Consider the following 20,857-nt stretch of genomic DNA (forward strand, 5'->3'; position numbering starts at 1 on the left):
TCATCCGCCGCGCACTAACATTGTGGATGTGGATGACGCGCACCGCCCATCACCGCTCCGGCCCCTCGCGCGTGGCGGTCGCTTGGCGATGCTCGCGCTCGCGCTACTGGTGCATGTCCTTTCGGGATGCCGGAAGGACGAAGACACCACGGGGCCGTCCGTGACCATCCTCGCACCGGGCGCGGGCGCACAACTGCAGATCCCCGGTGAGGTCACCGTGCGGGCGGCCGTCAGCGACGACCGGCAGGTCACCACCGTCCGCTTCACGCTGCTCGATCCCCAGGGCATCCCGGTGGTCGGCAGTGCATCCGTCGCCGTGGACGCCGCCTCGGCCGAAGTGGAGCGCACCCTCTTGCTCGGCGATGAAGCCCTGCGCTCCGGAACGTACACCATCATGGTCACCGCGAACGATGGCACCAACGAGAGCCGGGCCTTCCGGGCGATCGCCGTGATCGAAGCCCCTCTCCGGCTGCGGGCGCTGTTCGTGGTGAGCACGGTCGGTGCGCAGACCTCGGTGATGCGGATCGACAGCACTGGTGCCGAAGCTCCCTTCGCCATGCTCGACCAGGATGTGCGCCATGCCGTGCTCAGCACGCGCTCCAGCGCCCTGGTGATCGCCGGCGATGTCAGCGGCCCGATCACCGCGCTGGACGCCGACCAGGGCACCGTGCGCTGGCAGATGCCCAATACCAACGCGTTGGGTGGCACGTTCTTCACCGGGCTCGACCGGATCGACGACGACCGGCTGCTGATCGGCCGGTCCGATGGCGAGCTGCGCGCAGTGGCGGCCTTCAGTGGCACCGGCTACTTCACGGCCCTGGCGCTGGACGGGCGCTATCCGCGACGGCACGCCGTGCTGGGCGGGCGGCTGCTCAGCGAGCAGCCACTGGTGGCGGGCAATGGCCGGCGGTTGGTCCTGTACACCGCCTACACGGGCGAGCTGCTGGCCGAGCGCCCCTTGGACCTGGTGCTCGCCGGCTTCGCCACGCTGGACGACGACCGGGTGCTGCTGTTCGGGGAACGCGCGGGGGACGGGGTGGTGCAGGAGCTCAACGTGGAGCTGGGCGGTGGATGGGAACCGCAGGCGCTCATCGGACAGCCGATCCGGGCGGTGGCCTCGGCCCCGGGACAGGTGCATGCCCTGGCCACGCCCACCGGTCTGCTGCGCTACACCTACGCCAGCAACACCGTGGAAACCCTGATCGCCGGTCAGGCGGTGGATGCGGTGGTGCGCGATGCCGTGTCCGGAGCGCTCTACATCGCTACGGCCGGGCAGGTGCAGCGGATGGACGCCGGCAGCGGGGCGGTGCTGCAGAGCTGGCCGATCACAGGGTCGGCGGTCGCGCTTCTGCCCTTCTACAACCGGGAGCCCTGATCAGGCTTTGGCCTTGCTCTTGGAGGCCGGTCTGGCCTTCTCCACCACGCCCATGTCGCAGAACTTCTTGATGCGGCGCTCCACCAGCTTGTCCGGATCGGTCTTGGACAGCTTGTCAAGCCATTTCACCACTTCGGCCTTCACCGTACGGCAGGCCCCGTCGATGTCCGCATGGGCGCCGCCCACGGGCTCGGGGATGATGCCGTCGATGAGCTTGTTGACCAGCATGTCCTGGGCGGTGAGCTTGAGGGCCTGGGCGGCCTGCGCCTTGAAGTCCCAACTGCGCCAGAGGATGGAGCTGCACGATTCCGGGGAGATCACGCTGTACCACGTGTTCTCGAGCATCAACACCTTGTCGCCGATGCCGATGCCGAGCGCACCGCCGGATGCGCCCTCGCCGATCACGATGCAGATCACCGGCACGCGCAGCCGCATCATCTCGAAGAGGTTGCGTGCGATGGCCTCGCCCTGACCCCGCTCCTCGGCTTCCAGACCGGGGAAGGCGCCCGGGGTGTCGATGATGGTCACCACCGGCTTGTTGAACTTCTCGGCGAGCTTCATCAGGCGCAAGGCCTTCCGGTAGCCCTCCGGGTTGGCCATGCCGAAGTTGCGGTACTGGCGCATCTTGGTGTTGATGCCCTTCTGCTGGCCCACGAACATCACCGAGCGACCGTTCACCAGGCCGAAGCCGCCCACCATGGCCTTGTCGTCCTTCACGGTGCGGTCGCCGTGGAGCTCCACGAAGCTGCCATCGGTGATCACCTCGATGTACTTCAGCGTGTAGGGGCGGTCGGGATGACGGCTCACCTGCACCCGCTCCCACGGGCTGAGGTTGGTATAGATCTCCCTCCGGGTGTCGGCGAGCTTCTTCTCCAGGTCGCGCAGGGTGGGCTGCACGTCCACCGCGCTTTGCGCGGCCACCTCCTTCAACTTCTCGATCTGCTCGATGATGTTCTGGATGGGCTTCTCGAACTCCAGGAAGGTCTGCATGCCGATGGCTTGAAGGGGCGAAAATAGGCGGAGCGCGCGGCGGTGGTGCGGAATGACCTCACCTCCCGCCACCAACCGCCTGCTGGCCGTGCAGGCCGCCCCCCAAAGCCACCTGCCCACCCGCAGCTACACCTACGACGCCAACGGCAACCTGCTCACCGACAGCCACCGCTACCTGCAGGAGACCACCTACGGCCGCGCCAACCTGCCCTTCCGCCTGGTGCAGGACGACCCCGGCCCCGGGCGCACCATCAGCACCTACCTCTACGACGCCAACGACCAGCGCATCTACGCCCGCAGCGGGGCGGAGCCCGCTGTGGACCGCTGCGCCTACACCCTGCGCGACGTGGACGGCAGCGAGGTGGGCGTGCTGGACCTGGCCCGCCCGTGGGATGCCGAACCCATCGGGGACGAGAATTCCTGCCCCGAGGGCTGGTCCTGGTACCTCTTCGGCGCCCACCGCCTGGCCCGCATCACCCCGGCCTGCGATCAGCAGCCCGCGCTGTACACCGCCGACCTGGGCCGCGCCGCCTTCGCCCAGGGCAGCGAACCCTACGACCTGCTGCTGGGCTTCCTGCAACTGCAGCTGGCCCAGCCCGGCGGCATCCAGTGGCCCCTGCTGCTGCGCATCGTGCACGTCACCGACAGCACCGACCTGTACCTGGGCGATGCGCACTACGAGCAGCTTACCGCGCAGGACACGGCCCTGGCCGCCCTGCCGGTGACCCGCGTGCAGTTCGAGCACGAGCGCGCGTGGGTGGTGCTCACCGCCCCCGACAAGCGGCAGGTGGAATTCAGCCTGGAGGAAATGCTGGGCACCGCGCAGCAGCGATCCTCCGGCGGCGTACCTTTCGCGTACACCGCTCCGGCCCACACCGCCCTGAACCAGGTGACCTATTACGACCACGACCACCTGGGCAACACCCGCCTCACCTACACCCCCACGCGGTGCCAGGACCTGGCGCCCACCGATGGCGTGCCCGAGTGGGCCCTGAACATCGAACATGCCGTGGACTACGACCCCTATGGGAAAATACTCCGCGAGTTCGTGAATAGCGGTGGACCCGAGAAGTACCTGACCACGCACCATGAGCGGGATGTGGAGACGGGGCTGGACTACAGAGGGGCCAGGTACTACGACAGCGACGTGGCGCGGTTCCTATCGCTAGATCCGGCCCAAGCCGAATACCCGAGTTGGAGCGCGTACAATTACGTGATGGGGAATCCGATTTACTTCACCGATCCCGATGGACGACGCGCCGATGGATACGTAGATGAGAACGGCAACTATCTGGGTGATGATGGCGATACGAAATCCCACGAGACGCGGGTGATCTCAAAAGACAAGTGGAATGAATTGACCGCATGCGGGGAGTACTGTGAAAATGGAGGGGTCAACCAAGGAGGTCGAGAGCGACTCCAAGGAGAGAGTATGCTGTTGTCGGACTGGCACCACAGCATCAACATCACCCAGGGCACTTGGGACAAGCTCGTTGCGAAAGGCGGCCACGAATTAGCGCCCTATCTTAACAACACAAGTTCCCACACGGCCTGGTTCAAGCCTGGTCAAGACACCCCGGACCAGTCGATTGAGGACCATGGGGCGTACCCCGTGCAGCCAGGGCATCAGATCTACGCTGGAATTGATGGTTACGCCACCTGTGGCGAGTCCAGCGCGATGAGAGGAAGCGGGAATGAACGGGTATGGAAGATACCAACCCGCTCCCGTGCAACAATCACCGACAGCGGTGTCCGCAATACTGGGCCTTTGGGCAGCGCCCAGTTAGTGGATCGCGCATGGCTCGCGGATAAGCAGGCTGGCTTCTTCGGGTTCAGGAGGGACAACGACTGGGACGCGCTGTTCCGCGCCGCAGGATCATACTAGCTATGAGGAAACTGCTCGCCTTCTCCAGCGTCGTCATTGTTGCCTGCATTATTGTGTTAATGGTGCGGGGCGAATTGGTTGCTGTTGAGTTGGGGCATCACTCTCCCAACTGCCACGGCAAATACTACCCGCTCTTCTGGTACTGCTGCCTTGGCGTGATAGCGATCGCCCTGCTGCTTTGCTTGGTCTTCCTCTTCACACTTATCACCAAGCGAATCGCCTATAGCACATGGGAGATTGCGGTCTTCCTTTTTGGCGCAGCCGTGCTAATGTTCTTGGTCTTCTATCCAGCCGGACCGCGCATGTTCCTGGAATGGCTCCTGGGCGACTGCCTGAACTACGACTTGATCTGGTGGTGAGCACAGTTCAGCTATACGCCTTGCGCGCCTTGTAGTCGCGCAGGAGCGCGGCGATGACCTTAATCACGGTAGCGCGCTCCTCGGCGGGTAGCTGGTCCACCACTTTGTACTGCTGGATCACTTCGGCGTGGGAAAGCGAGGCCACGGCCTTGGCATCCGTATCCCCCCCGCTGGCGCGGATCTGCGATCCGTGCCGTTCCCGTTCACTTGGCGTTGCTTGCGGTGAACACCTCCAGCCCCAAATCGCGCAAGTCTTCGGCGTGCGGTGGGCCAGGCGGGCGAGCAGGCCGGCGACTTGTGCGGAGGATATCAAAGAACGAAATACCGCGCAGCAGCGATACTCCGGCGGCGTACCTTTCGCGTACACCGCCCCCAAATCGCGCAAGTCTTCGGCGTGCGGTGGGCCAGGCGGGCGAGCAGGCCGGCGACTTGTGCGGAGGATCTCAACGGACAGGTCTCCGGCCAGTTTCCCTTGGCCGCCGAAGCCTTGGCGAAGGCGCGCAACTGGCCACCGCGAACTACCTTTCCCTCCAATGGACCCGGTCCTGTTCTCCGAGCGGACGATGCCGGACAGTGGTGGGCGAAGTCACAGACTTCGCGAGACTCGTCCATGGCTGGCCCCCAAATCGCGCAAGTCTTCGGCGTGCGGTGGGCCAGGCGGGCGAGCAGGCCGGCGACTTGTGCGGAGGATATCAAAGAACGAAATACCGCGCAGCAGCGATACTCCGGCGGCGTACCTTTCGCGTACACCGCCCCCAAATCGCGCAAGTCTTCGGCGTGCGGTGGGCCAGGCGGGCGAGCAGGCCGGCGACTTGTGCGGAGGATCTCAACGGACAGGTCTCCGGCCAGTTTCCCTTGGCCGCCGAAGCCTTGGCGAAGGCGCGCAACTGGCCACCGCGAACTACCTTTCCCTCCAATGGACCCGGTCCTGTTCTCCGAGCGGACGATGCCGGACAGTGGTGGGCGAAGTCACAGACTTCGCGAGACTCGTCCATGGCTGGCCGACAGGCATCCTCCGCACAAGTCGCCCCCAAATCGCGCAAGTCTTCGGCGTGCGGTGGGCCAGGCGGGCGAGCAGGCCGGCGACTTGTGCGGAGGATATCAAAGAACGAAATACCGCGCAGCAGCGATACTCCGGCGGCGTACCTTTCGCGTACACCGCCCCCAAATCGCGCAAGTCTTCGGCGTGCGGTGGGCCAGGCGGGCGGGCAGGCCGGCGACTTGTGCGGAGGATCTCATCGAGCAGGTCTCGGGCCAGTTTCCCTTGGCCGCCGAAGCCTTGGCGAAAGCGCGCAACTGGCCACCGCGAACTACCTTTCCCTCCAATGGACCCGGTCCTGTTCTCCGAGCGGACGATGCCGGACAGTGGTGGGCGAAGTCACAGACTTCGCGAGACTCGTCCATGGCTGGCCGACAGGCATCCTCCGCACAAGTCGCCCCGCGCGAACTCAAAGCGCGGGAAGACTTGCGCGAGTTTGGGGGCGGACCCAAGAGGTGGAGCGTGTGGCCGACTACATCCGTTATAACCCGGTGGTGGAAGGGTTCGTGGCCACCGAAGAGGACTACCTTTACTCATCCGCTCATGATGCCCGCTTGCTGCGGTTGGAGGAAGCCTGAAAGGGCGAAGTCACAGACTTCGCGAGGCTCGTCGGCGGCTGGCCGACAGGCATCCTCCGCACAAGTCGCCCCGCGCGAACCCAGGGCGCGGGAAGACTTGCGCGATTTTGGGGCGCAGGTCAACCCAAGCCAGCTTTTAATGGAAGTACGCCATGACAAACTATTGCCGATCCTTTGGCCTTGTGATCATTACACTCGTTGTTGTGAGCTTGCCATCATGTGGAGGTCTTGCACATTCTGCCGACTACAATAGAAGAAGTGACAAAGGCGAGAGGATCGGAATGTGGATCGCATTCAACGACACAACCAAGCAGTTTGAGTGTACGACGTATCGTGCGGGCATCCCAGATGGTCCAGCATCTGGTTACTATCGGGAAGGAGGAACGTCCTATAAAGGCTCCTACCAATGCGGGAAAAAGGATGGAAGATGGACGCAGTACCGGCCAAATGGAGAAGTGGGCGGAGTCCGGGTGTACCGTAACGACAGCGTGGTCGAAATGGAACTTTACAATCCTTCTTGGTAGACCCCCGCTCGCCCCAAATCGCGCAAGTCTTCGGCGTGCGGTGGGCCAGGCGGGCGGGCAGGCCGGCGACTTGTGCGGAGGATCTCATCGAGCAGGTCTCGGGCCAGTTTCCCTTGGCCGCCGAAGCCTTGGCGAAAGCGCGCAACTGGCCACCGTGAACTACCTTCCGGTCCATGAGCCGCAGGTACCGCATCTTGGATCCCGAAGGGCTGTACTTCGTGTCGTTCGCCACGGTGGGCTGGGTGGATCTGTTCACCCGCCGGACCTACAAGGACATCGTGGTCGACAGCCTGCGGCACTGCCAGGCGGAGAAAGGCCTGCTGCTGTTCGAATGGGTGATCATGACGAGCCATGTGCACCTGATGATCAAGGCCGGTGGCGACGCGGACCTGTCCGGGGTCTTGCGCGACCTGAAGAAGTACACCAGCAGGCAGCTCGTGAAAGCCATCGAGCATCATCCCCAGGAGAGCCGGAGGGAATGGCTGATGAAGATGTTCCGGGAAGCCGGCGAGCGCAACAGCAACAACACCACCTACCAGGTCTGGCAGCAGCACAACAAGCCGTTGCTCCTGGAGCGGACCCAAGAGGTGGAGCGTGTGGCCGACTACATCCGTTATAACCCGGTGGTGGAAGGGTTCGTGGCCGCCGAAGAGGACTACCTTTACTCATCCGCTCATGATGCCCGCTTGCTGCGGTTGGAGGAAGCCTGAAAGGGCGAAGTCACAGACTTCGCGAGGCTCGTCGGCGGCTGGCCGACAGGCATCCTCCGCACAAGTCGCCCCGCGCGAACCCAGGGCGCGGGAAGACTTGCGCGATTTTGGGGCACCTGATGATCAAGGCCGGTGGCGACGCGGACCTGTCCGGGGTCTTGCGCGACCTGAAGAAGTACACCAGCAGGCAGCTCGTGAAAGCCATCGAGCATCATCCCCAGGAGAGCCGGAGGGAATGGCTGATGAAGATGTTCCGGGAAGCCGGCGAGCGCAACAGCAACAACACCACCTACCAGGTCTGGCAGCAGCACAACAAGCCGTTGCTCCTGGAGCGGACCCAAGAGGTGGAGCGTGTGGCCGACTACATCCGTCATAACCCGGTGGTGGAAGGGTTCGTGGTACCGAAGAGGACTACCTTTACTCATCCGCTCATGATGCCCGCTTGCTGCGGTTGGAGGAAGCCTGAAAGGGCGAAGTCACAGACTTCGCGAGGCTCGTCGGCGGCTGGCCGACAGGCATCCTCCGCACAAGTCGCCCCGCGCGAACCCAGGGCGCGGGAAGACTTGCGCGATTTTGGGGGCTTCGCGCTCGAGTCCGAATTCGTGGATGCGGAGGGTAAGAACCGATCGAGCAACATAGTGAAGGAATTGATCGTGGGGTCGGTTGACCAGGCGGTCTTCAGCCTGGAGGGGTATGAGATACAGGAACTGCCCAGCCTGGGACAATAGCCACCATGTCATCCAAACACCAACCGATGCGACCAACCCTCCACGCCCGAGCGCTTGTCGGGGCTTTGCTGATCCATCTGTGTTCCTGTTCATCCAGCAACGCCGATCAGTTGGCCGGGTCTTCTGCTGATCCTGGTCCATGCGATGCGAACCTCATGGCCACGGTCTCCGGCCAAGAGGACTTCAAGGCATGCGGTGCCTACGCCTACACCGCTCTGGGTTATCCCTCCATCATCGGTAATGATGGGAAGAGTTGGATCACCGTGGGGTTCCTCACCAAGGATCGCGGCGCGTTGATCCCCGGCACATACACGATCACGAACGGGGCGGTCGTTCCGGCGGGACAAGGGTTCCCGGTGAACTTCGTTTACAAGGAAGGTTCAAGCGCACTGGACCACACGTTCGCTGCGCAGAGTGGTACGTTGGAATTGACCATAGCCGACGGTAACCGGTACAAAGGCACATTCCAAGGCTCGACTAGCCGTATGCAGGGGGAGAAGGACGTGCGGGAACTTTCGGGTTCCTTCGATGTGGTTTTCGACGACACGAAATCCGTCGGAAAACGGAAGTAGCAGCTGCTGGAAAAGCAACAACCCCAGCGCTCGGCCGGGGCTGCTCGTGAATGGTAGGAAAGGGGCCTACGCCCCCGGCTCGCTCGCCGGCGGCAACTCCTTCGGATCGTCGGCCTTGCCGATCTTCTTCTTGCCCTTGGTCACCTTGATGGCCACATCGGTCTTCTCCTTGTTCAGGCCGATGGAGATCTTGTCACCTTCCTCAACGCCTTGGTTGATGATCTCTTCGGCCATGGGATCCTCGATGAACTTCTGGATGGCGCGCTTCAGCGGGCGCGCGCCGAACTTCTCATCGTAGCCCTTTTCGGCCAGGAAGTCGCGGGCTTCATCGGTGAGCTTCAAGTCGTAGCCCAGCTCGGCAACGCGCTTGTACACGCTGGCGAGCTCGATGTCGATGATCTTGTGGATGTGCTCGCGTTTCAGCGAGTTGAACATGATGATGTCATCGATGCGGTTGATGAATTCCGGGGCGAAGGCCTTCTTCAGCGCCTTCTCCACGATGCCGCGGTTGTTCTCCTGACTTCCGCAATGGGACACCCGGCGATCAGGCCAAGGCATCCAAGAGCCGACGTTGTTCATCCGATGGAGCCAGGATCATCGATCGTTTGAGGCCGGAGTCTGGGGTGTTGTAGTGGACCTGGTACATGTTGACGGCCAGTTCGCAGGCGCGCTTCAAGGAGAGCGCGGCTCCTCGTTGCTGCAGGGTCAGCTCGATGTTCTTGAGGATGGCGTACGCGATGAGGACCACGCCCCACTCTGGCGCGAGTCTTCCTCCGGATCTCTGGCCCCGAACTCTGGTCCGAGTATTCGGCGTGTGTGGGCGTTGGGCGTGGGCACGGCCGTCCACTCGGACCCTGCGCACGATCTCCCGCACGATCCCACACTCCCCTGCACCCTGAGCGTGCCGAAGAAGCGATGAGGATCCCGGCCTCGCCGACCGGGAAATCGGACCTTTGCGGCCATGCTGGTCTTCCCCTGCGCCAAGATCAACCTGGGCTTGAACGTCGTGCGGCGGCGGGCCGATGGCTACCACGACATCGAGAGCGTGCTGGTGCCGATCCCCCTGTGCGACGCGCTTGAGGCTGTCGTGGACCCGGCGCTCGAGGCGGGCCAGGTGGCGGTGACGCGCACCGGGCGGCCCGTGCCTGGCGATGCGGGGGACGACCTGGTGGCGCGCGCCTACCGTCTGGTGCTTGCGCGGCACCCCCTGCCGGGCCTACAGGTGCACCTGCACAAGGCCATCCCCATCGGCGCCGGACTGGGCGGCGGTTCGAGCGATGGCGCGCATATGCTGCAGCTGCTGGACCGCCTGTTCGGCCTGGGACTTGGCCCGGCAGTGCTGCACGAACTGGCGGCGCGGCTCGGCAGCGACCCGCCCTTCTTCCTTCACGACGGGCCCTGCCTGGCCGAAGGGCGCGGCGAGCGCCTCACCCCCGTGGAGCTTTCGCTCAACGGCCTGTGGCTCGTGCTCGTGGACCCGGGCATCCATATCAGCACGGCCGAGGTCTATGCCCGCACCCGGCCCTCCGGCACATCGGTCGACCTGCGGTCCATCCTGTCCGGGCCGGTTGTGTCCTGGCAGGGCCGGCTCATCAACGGCATGGAGGAGGCCGTATTCACCCTGCACCCCGCGATCGGTCGCATCAAGCGCGCCTTGCGCGAGGCCGGAGCGCGCTACGCCAGCATGAGCGGGTCGGGCTCCTCGGTCTTCGGCCTGTTCACGGAGCGTCCGCGGTTCGCACCGCTCACCTTCGGCGCACCGCATTGGACCCTGCCGCTAGGGTCGGGCCAGCAAGCCTAGCACCACCTCGCGCGCCTCGGCCGCATCGTGAGGCTTGGCGTGGATGCGCAACTCCCCATCGAGCACGAACAGCGTAGGCGTTCCCTGCACCGCATAGGCGCGCGCCGCCGGATCACCCCAGCCCTGCAGGTGTGAGAAACAAGGGAAAGTGATGCCCTTCGCCGTGCGCGTGGTCTCCACCAGGCCGGCATCATCGTCGAGGGCCACCCCGATCACCTGCAACCCGTCGCCGGATCGTTCGGTGTACATCCGGGCCAGCCCGGGCATCTGCTCGTGGCAATGGTCGCAGGTGCTCGAGTAGAAGAACAGGACCACGGCCCGGTGGCCGCGGGCCAGATCGGAGAGGGGCCGGACGGTCCCTGTGGCGGGATCCTTCAGGGGGGCATCGGGTCCGATACGGCCGACCGAGACCCGTTGGAACGCCTTGACCTTGTCCAGCGTGGCCGCGGAAAAGCGCAGGGCCTGCGCCTCGCGGTCCACGTAGCGGTCGATGAGGTGCTGCAGGGCGATGTCCGGGCCGTAGGTGGCGAAGATCTCCACCAGGTGCTCGATCATGAAACGCCGGCATTCGGCGCAGCCGCCGGTGAGCGCGATGAGGGTGTCGGACGCGTTGACGAACTGCTCTTCGTTGAACGCGCGGATGTTGCGCAGGAAGACGAGCACCGCCTGCGGATGCACGGCGCTGCGCATCAGGCCGGGATCATCGAAGGCGAAGGCCCGGGCCACGTCCATGGGTGGCCGTCCTTGCATGCCCAACAAGGCACGATCGGCGCGGACCACCTTTGCGAAATAGCTCTCAGGATGTTGCTCGATCAATCGATCGAGATGAGCGTCCTTGAGGGCATCGGCCCGTTGGACGATGGAATCGAGCTGGCGGCTCCGGCTCACCTCGTCGGGGCGGAGGTCCACCCGTTCCAGGTCAGCGGCCTTTCGCATGGCCTGCGTTTCGCGGCTCACGGCCTTGTATGCCCAGAGGCGTTCGTTCTCTGCGCTTTGGAGCACGGTGATGTGGGACTGGAGCGGTCGGCCGCTGAAGAGCAGGACGACCTCCTGCTCGCGGGGGTCGAGGATGATATCCGCGCGGTCGGTGTCGTTGACCGCGAGCTGGTAGAAGCCCTGGCCGGGGATGGCCGTGGCCGGGAAGGCGAACTCTCCCTGGGGGTCGACAAGGCTCTGGAGCAGGAGCTGATGGGAGGCGCCGCGGGTGTCGAACAGGAGCACCGAATCGGGCGCATCGCCCACGAAGCGGCCGGAGAGGCGTTGAGCCGGAAGGAGGCCGGGAGCGGCCATGAGCAGGGAGAGGAGCAGGGTGCGCACGTCAGGCAAGGATAAAAAAAGAACCCCGCCACTTGCGTGGCGGGGTTCAGATCGGCGACGACATACTCTCCCGGGCTTTTGGCCCAGTACCATCTGCGCTGGTGAGCTTAACTTCTCTGTTCGGAATGGGAAGAGGTGGACCTCACCGCAATAGTCACCTGAAATCGTGAGTGCGATTTCAACGTGTCGTTAGACCGGACCAGAACAGACGGAGATCGTTCCACGAACGAACCGTTGAGGTCAAAGTTTACGGGTAATTAGTACCGCTCGGCTTTGCCATTGCTGACTTTACACCTGCGGCCTATCAACGTGGTAGTCTTCCACGACCCTTATGAAGAAGTCTCATCTTGAGGTGGGCTTCGTGCTTAGATGCTTTCAGCGCTTATCCCGTCCGAACATAGCTACCCAGCGATGCAGCTGGCGCCACAACTGGTACACTAGCGGTTCGTCCACCACGGTCCTCTCGTACTAATGGTAGCTCCCCTCAAACTTCTAACGCTCGCAACAGATAGGGACCGAACTGTCTCACGACGTTCTGAACCCAGCTCACGTGCCACTTTAATCGGCGAACAGCCGAACCCTTGGGACCTTCTCCAGCCCCAGGATGTGACGAGCCGACATCGAGGTGCCAAACCATTCCGTCGATATGAGCTCTTGGGAATGATCAGCCTGTTATCCCCGGCGTACCTTTTATCCTATGAGCGATGGCCCTTCCATATGGAACCACCGGATCACTTTGTCCTACTTTCGTACCTGTTCGACTTGTCGGTCTCACAGTCAAGCACCCTTTTGCCAATATACTCAACGCACGGTTACCAAGCGTGCTGAGGGTACCTTTGAAAGCCTCCGATACATTTTTGGAGGCGACCACCCCAGTCAAACTACCCACCACACACTGTCTCCCTGTTTCGCAGGGATTAGACATCAGATGAACGAAGGGTGGTATTTCAACGTTGACTCCACGATGCCTAGCGACACCGCTTCAAAGTCTCCCACCTATCCTACACATCGGGCAGCCGATGTCAATGTGAAGCTATAGTAAAGGTGCACGGGGTCTTTCCGTCCCGTTGCGAGTACCCGGCATCTTCACCGAGACTACAATTTCACCGAGCTCGTGGCTGAGACAGTGCTCAGATCGTTACACCATTCGTGCAGGTCGGAACTTACCCGACAAGGAATTTCGCTACCTTAGGACCGTTATAGTTACGGCCGCCGTTTACTGGGGCTTCGATTCAAAGCTTTGCCTTGCGGCTGACCTCTCCTCTTAACCTTCCAGCACCGGGCAGGTGTCAGGCCCTATACATCATCTTTCGATTTTGCAGAGCCATGTGTTTTTGTTAAACAGTCGCCTGAGCCATTTTACTGAGACCCTACTTGCGCAGGGTACCGCTTATTCCGAAGTTACGCGGTTAATTTGCCTAGTTCCTTAGCCACGGATCACTCGAGCGCCTCAGGATTCTCTCCTTGACCACCTGTGTCGGTTTGCGGTACGGGCGGCTTGCATCTGAAGCTTAGAGGTTTTTCTCGGAAGTCTGATTAGGGTCACTATCCACTTGCCCGAGGGCTCGTGGTACTGTCAGGTTTCAGCAGGACCGGCGGATTTGCCTACCAGCCCTATACCTACGCCCTTCAACGCACATACCGTTCATGCGCGGACCTTTCACTCCTTCGTCACCCCATCGCAATGCAAGTCGGTGCAGGAATATTGACCTGCTGTCCATCAGCTTCGCCGTTCGGCTACGCCTTAGGTCCCGACTAACCCTGATCCGATTAACGTTGATCAGGAACCCTTGGTCTATCGGCGGGCAGGTTTTTCACCTGCCTTATCGTTACTTATGCCTACATTTTCTTTTCCGGACGCTCCAGCATGCCTCACGACACACCTTCAACGCCGACCGGAATGCTCTCCTACCGATCCTTACGGATCCCACAGCTTCGGTAGCATGCTTGATGCCCGATCATTATCCACGCCGGACCGCTCGACTAGTGAGCTGTTACGCACTCTTTAAATGGATGGCTGCTTCCAAGCCAACATCCTAGCTGTCAATGCAGTCCGACCTCGTTAGATCAACTTAGCATGCATTTGGGGACCTTAGCCGATGGTCTGGGTTATTTCCCTCTCGCGCACGGACCTTAGCACCCATGCGCTCACTCCCGGATATTGATGTTGTGGCATTCGGAGTTTGTCCGGGTTTGGTAGGCGGTGAAGCCCCCTAGCCCGATCAGTAGCTCTACCTCCACAACAATACGTCCGAGGCTGCCCCAAAAGGCATTTCGGAGAGTACGAGCTATCTCCCAGTTTGATAAGCCTTTCACCCCTAACCACAGCTCATCCGAAGACTTTTCAACGTCTACCAGTTCGGACCTCCATCCCGTGTTACCGGGACTTCATCCTGGCCATGGTTAGATCACTCAGGTTTCGCGTCTGCCGCCACTGACTATGCGCCCTGTTAAGACTTGCTTTCGCTTCGGCTACGGGCCTGAAGCCCTTAACCTTGCCAGTGACGAGCAACTCGTAGGCTCATTATGCAAAAGGCACGCCGTCATCCCCGGAGGGACTCCGACCGCTTGTAAGCGTACGGTTTCAGGGACTATTTCACTCCTCTGTTCGAGGTGCTTTTCACCTTTCCTTCGCAGTACTGGTTCGCTATCGGTCTCTCAGAAGTATTTAGCCTTGCCAGATGGTTCTGGCGGATTCAGACAGGATCTCACGTGTCCCGCCTTACTCAGGATACCACTAGGTACCACATGCATGCCGTGTACGGGACTATCACCCGCTATGGTCCAACTTTCCAGAAGGGTTCCACTATGAAGATGGATTCCACGTTATGGTCCTACAACCCCGGTTGCGCCGAAACGCCCCCGGTTTGGGCTGTCCCCTTTTCGCTCGCCACTACTCGGGGGATCTCTACTTGATTTCTTTTCCTCCAGGTACTTAGATGTTTCAGTTCCCTGGGTTCGCTTCCCTTTCGGGATATCCAGTCTTCAACTGGATGGGTTTCCCCATTCGGAGATCCGCGGATCACAGGATATTATGCTCCTCCCCGCGGCTTATCGCAGCCTATCGCGTCCTTCATCGCCTCTGAGAGCCAAGGCATCCGCCGTACGCCCTTAGTAACTTTTCAACCTTCGAGGTTTTGCTCGGTGGACCGATCTCTCGGTCTGTTTTGGTCGGTCTAACAAACACGTCAAAGAACAGTGCCCTGGATGGGCCGCCAGCGGTCGGCTCCTGAAGGAGCTTCGGCATGGCGCAGTGGAGAATATCGGAGTCGAACCGATGACCTCCTGCTTGCAAAGCAGGCGCTCTAGCCAGCTGAGCTAATTCCCCGTTCCCTATCCCTGGTAGTCCTGCGCAGATTTGAACTGCGGACCTCTACATTATCAGTGTAGCGCTCTAACCAGCTGAGCTACAGGACTAGGAGATGGTCACGGTGGCACCGTTAAAAATATCATCCATCTGAGACAGCGAAGGTCGGATCCCCTTGGAAGGGGAAACGAAGGGCTTGTCGAGCGATCGCTCTAAAAAGGAGATGTTCCAGCCGCACCTTCCGGTACGGCTACCTTGTTACGACTTAGCCCCAGTCACCGGTTTTGCCCTAGGCAGCTCCTTGCGGTCACCGACTTCAGGCACCCCCGGCTTCCATGGCTTGACGGGCGGTGTGTACAAGGCCCGGGAACGTATTCACCGCATCATGGCTGATATGCGATTACTAGCGATTCCAGCTTCACGGAGTCGGGTTGCAGACTCCGATCCGAACTGAGACGAGTTTTAGAGATCGGCATCCGCTCGCGCGGTAGCTTCCCTTTGTTCCTCGCCATTGTAGCACGTGTGTAGCCCAGGACGTAAGGGCCGTGATGACTTGACGTCGTCCCCACCTTCCTCACCGTTTACACGGGCAGTTTCTCTAGAGTCCCCGGCATTACCCGCTGGCAACTAGAGATGGGGGTTGCGCTCGTTATGGGACTTAACCCGACACCTCACGGCACGAGCTGACGACAGCCATGCAGCACCTCGCACGCAGTCCGAAGAAGATCACGTTTCCGCGACTGTCTACGTGCGTTCGAGCCCTGGTAAGGTTCCTCGCGTATCATCGAATTAAACCACATGCTCCACCGCTTGTGCGGGCCCCCGTCAATTCCTTTGAGTTTCAGCCTTGCGGCCGTACTCCCCAGGTGGATCACTTAACGCTTTCGCTAGGTGACTGACCGTATATCGCCAATCACGAGTGATCATCGTTTACGGCGTGGACTACCAGGGTATCTAATCCTGTTCGATCCCCACGCTTTCGTGCCTCAGCGTCAGTATCGCCTTAGTGAGCTGCCTTCGCAATTGGTGTTCTGTGCCATATCTAAGCATTTCACCGCTACACGGCACATTCCGCCCACTTCAAGCGCACTCAAGAATGGCAGTATCAATGGCAATTCTACAGTTAAGCTGCAGGATTTCACCACTGACTTACCACCCCGCCTACGCACCCTTTAAACCCAATGAATCCGGATAACGCTTGCACCCTCCGTATTACCGCGGCTGCTGGCACGGAGTTAGCCGGTGCTTATTCCTCCGGTACCGTCAACCCAGGACACGTCCTGGGGTTTCTTCCCGGATAAAAGCAGTTTACAACCCGTAGGGCCGTCTTCCTGCACGCGGCATGGCTGCGTCAGAGTTTCCTCCATTGCGCAATATTCCTCACTGCTGCCTCCCGTAGGAGTCTGGTCCGTGTCTCAGTACCAGTGTGGGGGATAACCCTCTCAGGCCCCCTAACGATCGTAGCCTAGGTGAGCCGTTACCTCACCTACTAGCTAATCGTGCGCATGGTCATCCTGTACCGCCGGAGCTTTCAAACCCGAGTGATGCCACTCAAGCTATTACGGGGTATTAATCCTCCTTTCGGAGGGCTATTCCCCAGTACAGGGCAGATTCCATACGTGTTACGCACCCGTGCGCCGGTCGCCGGCGATGTATTGCTACACCCCGCTGCCCCTCGACTTGCATGTGTTAAGCCTGCCGCTAGCGTTCATCCTGAGCCAGGATCAAACTCTCCGTTGTAAAAGTTTGTTTGATCTTGGACTCGACGTGGCCCTTCTTCTCGATCTGTGATCAAGAGGACCTTCTGCTGTTCTCAGAATGGACAATACTTCAAAGAACGTTTATGAGTTCCGGGGCATGCCCGGTCCACAGACGCTGTCAACCCCTCGTTCGCTGCGGACATTTCCGCGAGAGGGAGGGCAAAAGTAGGCGTTCGGTCGTTACCACCGACGAACTGGAGCGAATTTTTTTGAACAACTCGCGCCCAGCGCCACTTACAGCCCCTCCAAAGGGTCAGAACGAAAGAACGTTTGCTCGAAAGCGGCTGCAAATGTAGGTGGCCATCCAACTGGAAACAACACCGAGGGAAGAATTTTTTCACACCCCGTGGTCAAGGGGTGGTCAACGACATGGATAACACCTTGCCGTTGAAGAACTTATGACCATCGACCAGGAACCGTGCGACTTCCCTTCCCATGGCCTCCGCCGTCACCGGTGCCTGATACCCAGGAAAGGCCTCACGCAGCATATCCGTGTCCACAGCCCCCAGGGCCAAGCAGTTACAGCGTACCTGCCGGTCGCGCAGTTCCTCCGCCAAGCACTCGGTGATCCCCGCCAGGGCCATCTTCGACGCACTGTAACCCACGAGGCCGGCGAACTTGGCACTGCCCTGCACCCCCCCCATGCTACCGATGTTCACCACATGCCCCGGAGGATCGCCGCTCAACCGGTCCGCCAGGGCCTGCACCAGCAGCAGGGGCACATGGGCGTTCACGTGGAAAAGGGCCCCCAGGTCCTCAGCGGTCCAGGAGCCGAACGTGCGCTTGCGCAACAGCCCGGCATTGTTCAACAGGCCTAGCACCCGGCGCTGACCCACGCGATGCACCACCTCGTCCACCGCTGCGGGCCCGGACAGGTCCAGGGCCAGCACCTCCACCGCACCAGGACCATCGGAGCAGGCCTGCCGCAGGACCCGGAGCGCTCCCTCATCGCGGGCGACCGCCAGCACGTTCAACCCGTGCGTGCCGGCCAGGGCGCGCACCGCCTCACGGCCCACCCCGCGACTGGCTCCGGTCACCACGACAAGGGCATCCTGGTTCATGTCCGATCCCGTTGTCGGCGCCGTTCCTCGCGCCGTTGTTCACGAAGCTCCTCACGCTCCATCTCCTCCCTCGCCCGGGCGAGCACCACCGGGTCGAGCTGATCGCCCAGGTTGTCCATCTGCCGGGCGATCCATTATTGTTGGCGCGACCGAACGAATCCGCCCGGGCGCTGGCAGGAGTAGCGGCGTGGAGCAGGCAGTACGGCGGCCAGAAGGGCGGCCTCCTGGGAACCGAGCCGGGAGGCGCTCTTTCCGAAGCAGCGCTGGGCCGCCGCCTCCGCGCCGAAGGTGCCCGGTCCCAGTTCGGCGACGTTCAGGTACACCTCCAGGATCCGCTCTTTGGACCAGAGCAGCTCGACGAGCGCGGTGAACCAGACCTCGAGCCCCTTGCGGACCCAGGTCCGGCCCTGCCACAGGAAGACGTTCTTGGCCACCTGCTGGCTGATGGTGCTGGCGCCTTTCACGCGCCCCCTCCCCTTCCGTCGTTCGTTCTGATCGAGCGCCTTCTCGATGGCCTCGATGTCGAAGCCGTGGTGGAACATGAACTTCTGGTCCTCTGCAGCGATCACCGCATTGGGGATCGCCCGGGACATGGCCTCCAAGGGCCGCCAGCTGCGGTCCGCCCGTCCCTGTTCGACGCGTTGCACAAGCATGGTGGAGGTGACCGGCGGGGGCAGGACGGCCAGCAGCATCACCCAGCCGATGCTCAGGCCGAGGCCCCAGAGGACCACAGACACCGACGTCCGCACGAAGAGCCGCAGGTGTCGCATGCCACAAAAGAACGAAGCGGTGCCGTTCGGGCACCGCTCCGGACGTTCCGGCGGGCTTCGCTACCCCTGTTGCTTGCGCCGGGCGATGAGGTGGTGCGCGATGAGGGCCGCGCCGCCGAAGACCAGGACGCAGATGAAGTACGGCAGCGGGTTGTTGCCCTGTTCCTCGGGCAGCGCTCCGTACATCGCACGCTCCATGAAATGTCCGCAGAGCAGGCCCAGTCCGATGCCCAGGAGAAAGAGCCCGTTGCGCAGGCCGCGCATCGGCACTTCCCGGTCCATCAGGTTCCCGGGGTCCATGCCCTTGTCGATCATGGCCATGCGCTGGCGATGCCTCGCGGTGACCGAAACGTAGACGATCCCGAAGACCATCGCGAAGAGCGTGACCGGGATGAGGACCTCTGCTGCTGGCGTACCCATGGTGAATGTGTGATCGTGCTGGTGTGACGCCGGCCATCCCGGGGTCGGTTACGATCGATGGTCCACGCCCCGGGACGCCCATCCCGGCCAACCGCCGTTCATGTGTAGCCTTCATTCTACATGACAAAGGACCGGCACCTTCGTAACCGCAACGACCGAAGCCCCGTCCCATCCATGACCGGCCACATGCACGAGGAGGAGCTCATCGCCGCCGCCCGCCAGGGTGACCAGCAGGCGTATGCCCGGCTGATGCGGTCCTACAAGCACATGGTGTACACGGTGTGCATGCGCGTGCTGCGGAACCGGGAGGAGGCCGAGGAGGCCGCCCAGGACAGCTTCGTGAAGGCCTTCCGGAACCTGGGCGCCTATCAGGGGCGCGCGGTTCAGCACCTGGCTTTACAGCATCGCCTATCGCACGGCCTTGTCCGCGCTGCGGGCTCGTCGGCCGGGCGCGGTCGACCTGGAGGCCACACCGGAGCAGGCGCTGGCGGACACGACCCCCGGTGCGGGCCATGTGCAGGACCTGCGGATGATGGTGGACGCGGCCCTGGCCCGCATGCCCGCGGAGGATGCGGCACTGATGACCTTCTACTACCTGCAGGACCGCAGCGTCGAGGAGATCGTAACCATCACGGGCCTGTCGGTGTCCAACGTGAAGGTGAAGCTCCACCGGGCGCGCAAACGCATGCTCGACCTGGTGGAAGGGCCTTGGAAAGCGGAAGCATGGACGCTGATCAACGACTGACGGACGACGCCGTGGACGGGCGCCTGCGCGCCTTGTTCCACACCGCCGGGCCCATGGCCGCGCCGGATGACCTGGAGGACCGGGTGCTGATGCGGCTGAAGGCCAGCGCCTCGGGAACGGCCGTGATGGACAAGCCGCTGTTGAGCCGGACCGCCTGGGTGAGCGCAGCGGTGATGCTTCTTGTGCTGTGGGGCTGGACGTCGATGATCTCCGCCCCGGACATGCCGTCCACCACAGTGCCGATCCTTCCGATGCTCGGATGGGACACGGTCCTGTCCGCACTCACTGCGCCATGGACGCTGATGGCCCTGACCTGTGGCGCCCTGCTCGTGTTGCTGGACGCCATCCTCAGCCGACCACGGCCGGCCCCCCGCACCGCTTAAAGGAGCTGGCGCGCCGCGGCGATCACCGCCTCATAATCCGGTTCGGCCCCGAGCTCCGGGGTCAGCTCGACATGGCGGATGACGCCCTGGCGGTCGATGACCCAGACCGCACGGCAGTGCAGGCCTTCCATGGGGCCTTCAGCGATGGCGGCGCCCCAGCCCGTGGCCATGTCGCGGTAGCGGAAATCGCTTCCGGTGTGCACGTTGGTGATGCCCTCGGTCTCGCAGAAGCGCTTCATGGCGAAGGGCAGGTCCATGCTGATCACCAGCACGTGCGCGCCCAGGCCGGCCACCTTCTGGTTGAAGGTGCGGGTCTCGGTGGCGCAGACGCTGGTGTCGAGGCTGGGCAGGGAGAACAGCACCACGACCTCACCGCGCAAAGCGGCCAGATCATGGTTGCTGCGGTCCTGCTTCACATATCGGAGGGCCGGGGCGGTCTGGCCGACGCCGGGAAGGGCGGAGAGGGTGCGGGGTTGGGGCATGGGTTCGTCGGGTTGATGCGGAAGGCCGGTCGCGCAACGGGCGAACGGGCC

At 62.2% G+C, this 20,857-nt stretch carries 18 protein-coding genes, 2 tRNA genes and 3 rRNA genes; 9 read left to right on the forward strand and 14 right to left on the reverse strand.

Features of this window, described 5'->3' with window-relative positions; genetic code table 11:
• The first annotated feature begins 160 nt into the window (after positions 1-160).
• Positions 161-1,375 (forward strand): hypothetical protein, encoded by a 1,215-nt coding sequence (locus IPJ87_09595; GenBank protein MBK7942110.1) that lies wholly within the window; start codon positions 161-163, stop codon positions 1,373-1,375.
• Here IPJ87_09595 and IPJ87_09600 read toward each other — a convergent pair whose 3' ends face one another.
• Positions 1,376-2,365: an acetyl-CoA carboxylase carboxyltransferase subunit alpha gene (locus tag IPJ87_09600; protein MBK7942111.1), complete on the reverse strand. Its 990-nt coding sequence runs from the start codon at positions 2,363-2,365 to the stop codon at positions 1,376-1,378.
• 52 nt (positions 2,366-2,417) lie between these two features.
• Between IPJ87_09600 and IPJ87_09605 the strand changes: the two genes are divergently transcribed.
• Together IPJ87_09605 and IPJ87_09610 are read left to right on the forward strand one after the other, a co-directional pair.
• The gene (locus tag IPJ87_09605) at positions 2,418-4,250 is read left to right on the forward strand and encodes an RHS repeat-associated core domain-containing protein (protein MBK7942112.1); all 1,833 of its coding nucleotides are present in this window, start codon (positions 2,418-2,420) and stop codon (positions 4,248-4,250) included.
• Positions 4,251-4,252: 2 nt separating this feature from the next.
• On the forward strand, positions 4,253-4,609 hold the full coding sequence (locus IPJ87_09610) for a hypothetical protein (GenBank protein MBK7942113.1): 357 nt from the start codon (positions 4,253-4,255) through the stop codon (positions 4,607-4,609).
• 7 nt (positions 4,610-4,616) lie between these two features.
• On the opposite strand, the gene IPJ87_09615 is transcribed toward IPJ87_09610, so the two are convergent.
• Positions 4,617-4,994 carry a hypothetical protein gene (locus IPJ87_09615; protein ID MBK7942114.1) on the reverse strand — a complete coding sequence of 126 codons (378 nt, stop codon included), beginning with the start codon at positions 4,992-4,994 and terminating at the stop codon, positions 4,617-4,619.
• Between the two features lie 1,929 nt (positions 4,995-6,923).
• Here IPJ87_09615 and IPJ87_09620 point away from each other — a divergent pair.
• From IPJ87_09620 to IPJ87_09630, 3 genes are all read left to right on the forward strand, one after another.
• Complete coding sequence (locus tag IPJ87_09620; GenBank protein ID MBK7942115.1) at positions 6,924-7,460, forward strand: transposase; 537 nt, start codon at positions 6,924-6,926, stop codon at positions 7,458-7,460.
• A 119-nt stretch (positions 7,461-7,579) separates the two neighbouring features.
• Positions 7,580-8,188: a hypothetical protein gene (locus IPJ87_09625; protein ID MBK7942116.1), complete on the forward strand. Its 609-nt coding sequence runs from the start codon at positions 7,580-7,582 to the stop codon at positions 8,186-8,188.
• A gap of 155 nt (positions 8,189-8,343) precedes the next feature.
• Positions 8,344-8,760: a hypothetical protein gene (locus IPJ87_09630; protein MBK7942117.1), complete on the forward strand. Its 417-nt coding sequence runs from the start codon at positions 8,344-8,346 to the stop codon at positions 8,758-8,760.
• 66 nt (positions 8,761-8,826) lie between these two features.
• On the opposite strand, the gene IPJ87_09635 is transcribed toward IPJ87_09630, so the two are convergent.
• Both IPJ87_09635 and IPJ87_09640 read right to left on the reverse strand, forming a co-directional pair.
• On the reverse strand, positions 8,827-9,339 hold the full coding sequence (locus tag IPJ87_09635) for an ATP-dependent Clp protease ATP-binding subunit (protein MBK7942118.1): 513 nt from the start codon (positions 9,337-9,339) through the stop codon (positions 8,827-8,829).
• Positions 9,305-9,508, reverse strand: coding sequence for a hypothetical protein (locus tag IPJ87_09640; GenBank protein ID MBK7942119.1), 204 nt, complete (start codon positions 9,506-9,508; stop codon positions 9,305-9,307). Before IPJ87_09640 ends, IPJ87_09635 begins: the two co-directional genes overlap by 35 nt.
• Positions 9,509-9,721: 213 nt before the next feature.
• On the opposite strand from IPJ87_09640, the gene ispE reads away from it, so the two are divergent.
• Complete coding sequence (gene ispE, locus IPJ87_09645; protein MBK7942120.1) at positions 9,722-10,561, forward strand: 4-(cytidine 5'-diphospho)-2-C-methyl-D-erythritol kinase; 840 nt, start codon at positions 9,722-9,724, stop codon at positions 10,559-10,561.
• Here the strand turns inward: ispE and IPJ87_09650 are convergent.
• The 9 genes from IPJ87_09650 to IPJ87_09690 form a co-directional block, all read right to left on the reverse strand.
• Positions 10,538-11,878, reverse strand: coding sequence for a redoxin domain-containing protein (locus tag IPJ87_09650; protein MBK7942121.1), 1,341 nt, complete (start codon positions 11,876-11,878; stop codon positions 10,538-10,540). The genes ispE and IPJ87_09650 overlap by 24 nt on opposite strands.
• Before the next feature lie 49 nt (positions 11,879-11,927).
• Positions 11,928-12,040 (reverse strand): 5S ribosomal RNA (gene rrf / locus IPJ87_09655).
• Positions 12,041-12,114: 74 nt separating this feature from the next.
• A 23S ribosomal RNA gene (locus tag IPJ87_09660) occupies positions 12,115-15,006 on the reverse strand.
• A 126-nt stretch (positions 15,007-15,132) separates the two neighbouring features.
• Positions 15,133-15,206 (reverse strand) — tRNA-Ala (locus IPJ87_09665).
• 12 nt (positions 15,207-15,218) lie between these two features.
• Positions 15,219-15,295: transfer RNA gene (locus IPJ87_09670), tRNA-Ile, on the reverse strand.
• Between the two features lie 106 nt (positions 15,296-15,401).
• Positions 15,402-16,925: ribosomal RNA gene (locus tag IPJ87_09675) — 16S ribosomal RNA — on the reverse strand.
• Together the 16S, 23S and 5S rRNA genes with 2 tRNA genes alongside form the textbook arrangement of a ribosomal RNA operon.
• A gap of 370 nt (positions 16,926-17,295) precedes the next feature.
• The gene (locus IPJ87_09680) at positions 17,296-18,006 is read right to left on the reverse strand and encodes an SDR family oxidoreductase (GenBank protein MBK7942122.1); all 711 of its coding nucleotides are present in this window, start codon (positions 18,004-18,006) and stop codon (positions 17,296-17,298) included.
• A 134-nt stretch (positions 18,007-18,140) separates the two neighbouring features.
• Entirely contained in the window at positions 18,141-18,776 is a 636-nt protein-coding gene (gene mtgA / locus IPJ87_09685; GenBank protein MBK7942123.1) for a monofunctional biosynthetic peptidoglycan transglycosylase, read from the reverse strand.
• 60 nt (positions 18,777-18,836) lie between these two features.
• Positions 18,837-19,196: a hypothetical protein gene (locus tag IPJ87_09690; GenBank protein ID MBK7942124.1), complete on the reverse strand. Its 360-nt coding sequence runs from the start codon at positions 19,194-19,196 to the stop codon at positions 18,837-18,839.
• Positions 19,197-19,563: 367 nt separating this feature from the next.
• Between IPJ87_09690 and IPJ87_09695 the strand changes: the two genes are divergently transcribed.
• The gene (locus IPJ87_09695) at positions 19,564-19,941 is read left to right on the forward strand and encodes a sigma-70 family RNA polymerase sigma factor (GenBank protein ID MBK7942125.1); all 378 of its coding nucleotides are present in this window, start codon (positions 19,564-19,566) and stop codon (positions 19,939-19,941) included.
• Positions 19,920-20,324, forward strand: coding sequence for a hypothetical protein (locus tag IPJ87_09700; protein MBK7942126.1), 405 nt, complete (start codon positions 19,920-19,922; stop codon positions 20,322-20,324). The genes IPJ87_09695 and IPJ87_09700 overlap by 22 nt, the downstream gene beginning before the upstream one ends.
• On the opposite strand, the gene tpx is transcribed toward IPJ87_09700, so the two are convergent.
• Complete coding sequence (gene tpx / locus IPJ87_09705) at positions 20,321-20,806, reverse strand: thiol peroxidase (GenBank protein MBK7942127.1); 486 nt, start codon at positions 20,804-20,806, stop codon at positions 20,321-20,323. The genes IPJ87_09700 and tpx overlap by 4 nt on opposite strands.
• Between the last annotated feature and the right edge of the window lie 51 nt (positions 20,807-20,857).

The sequence above is a fragment of the Flavobacteriales bacterium genome, assembly GCA_016713875.1.
In the GTDB taxonomy this organism is placed as follows: domain Bacteria; phylum Bacteroidota; class Bacteroidia; order Flavobacteriales_F; family PHOS-HE28; genus PHOS-HE28.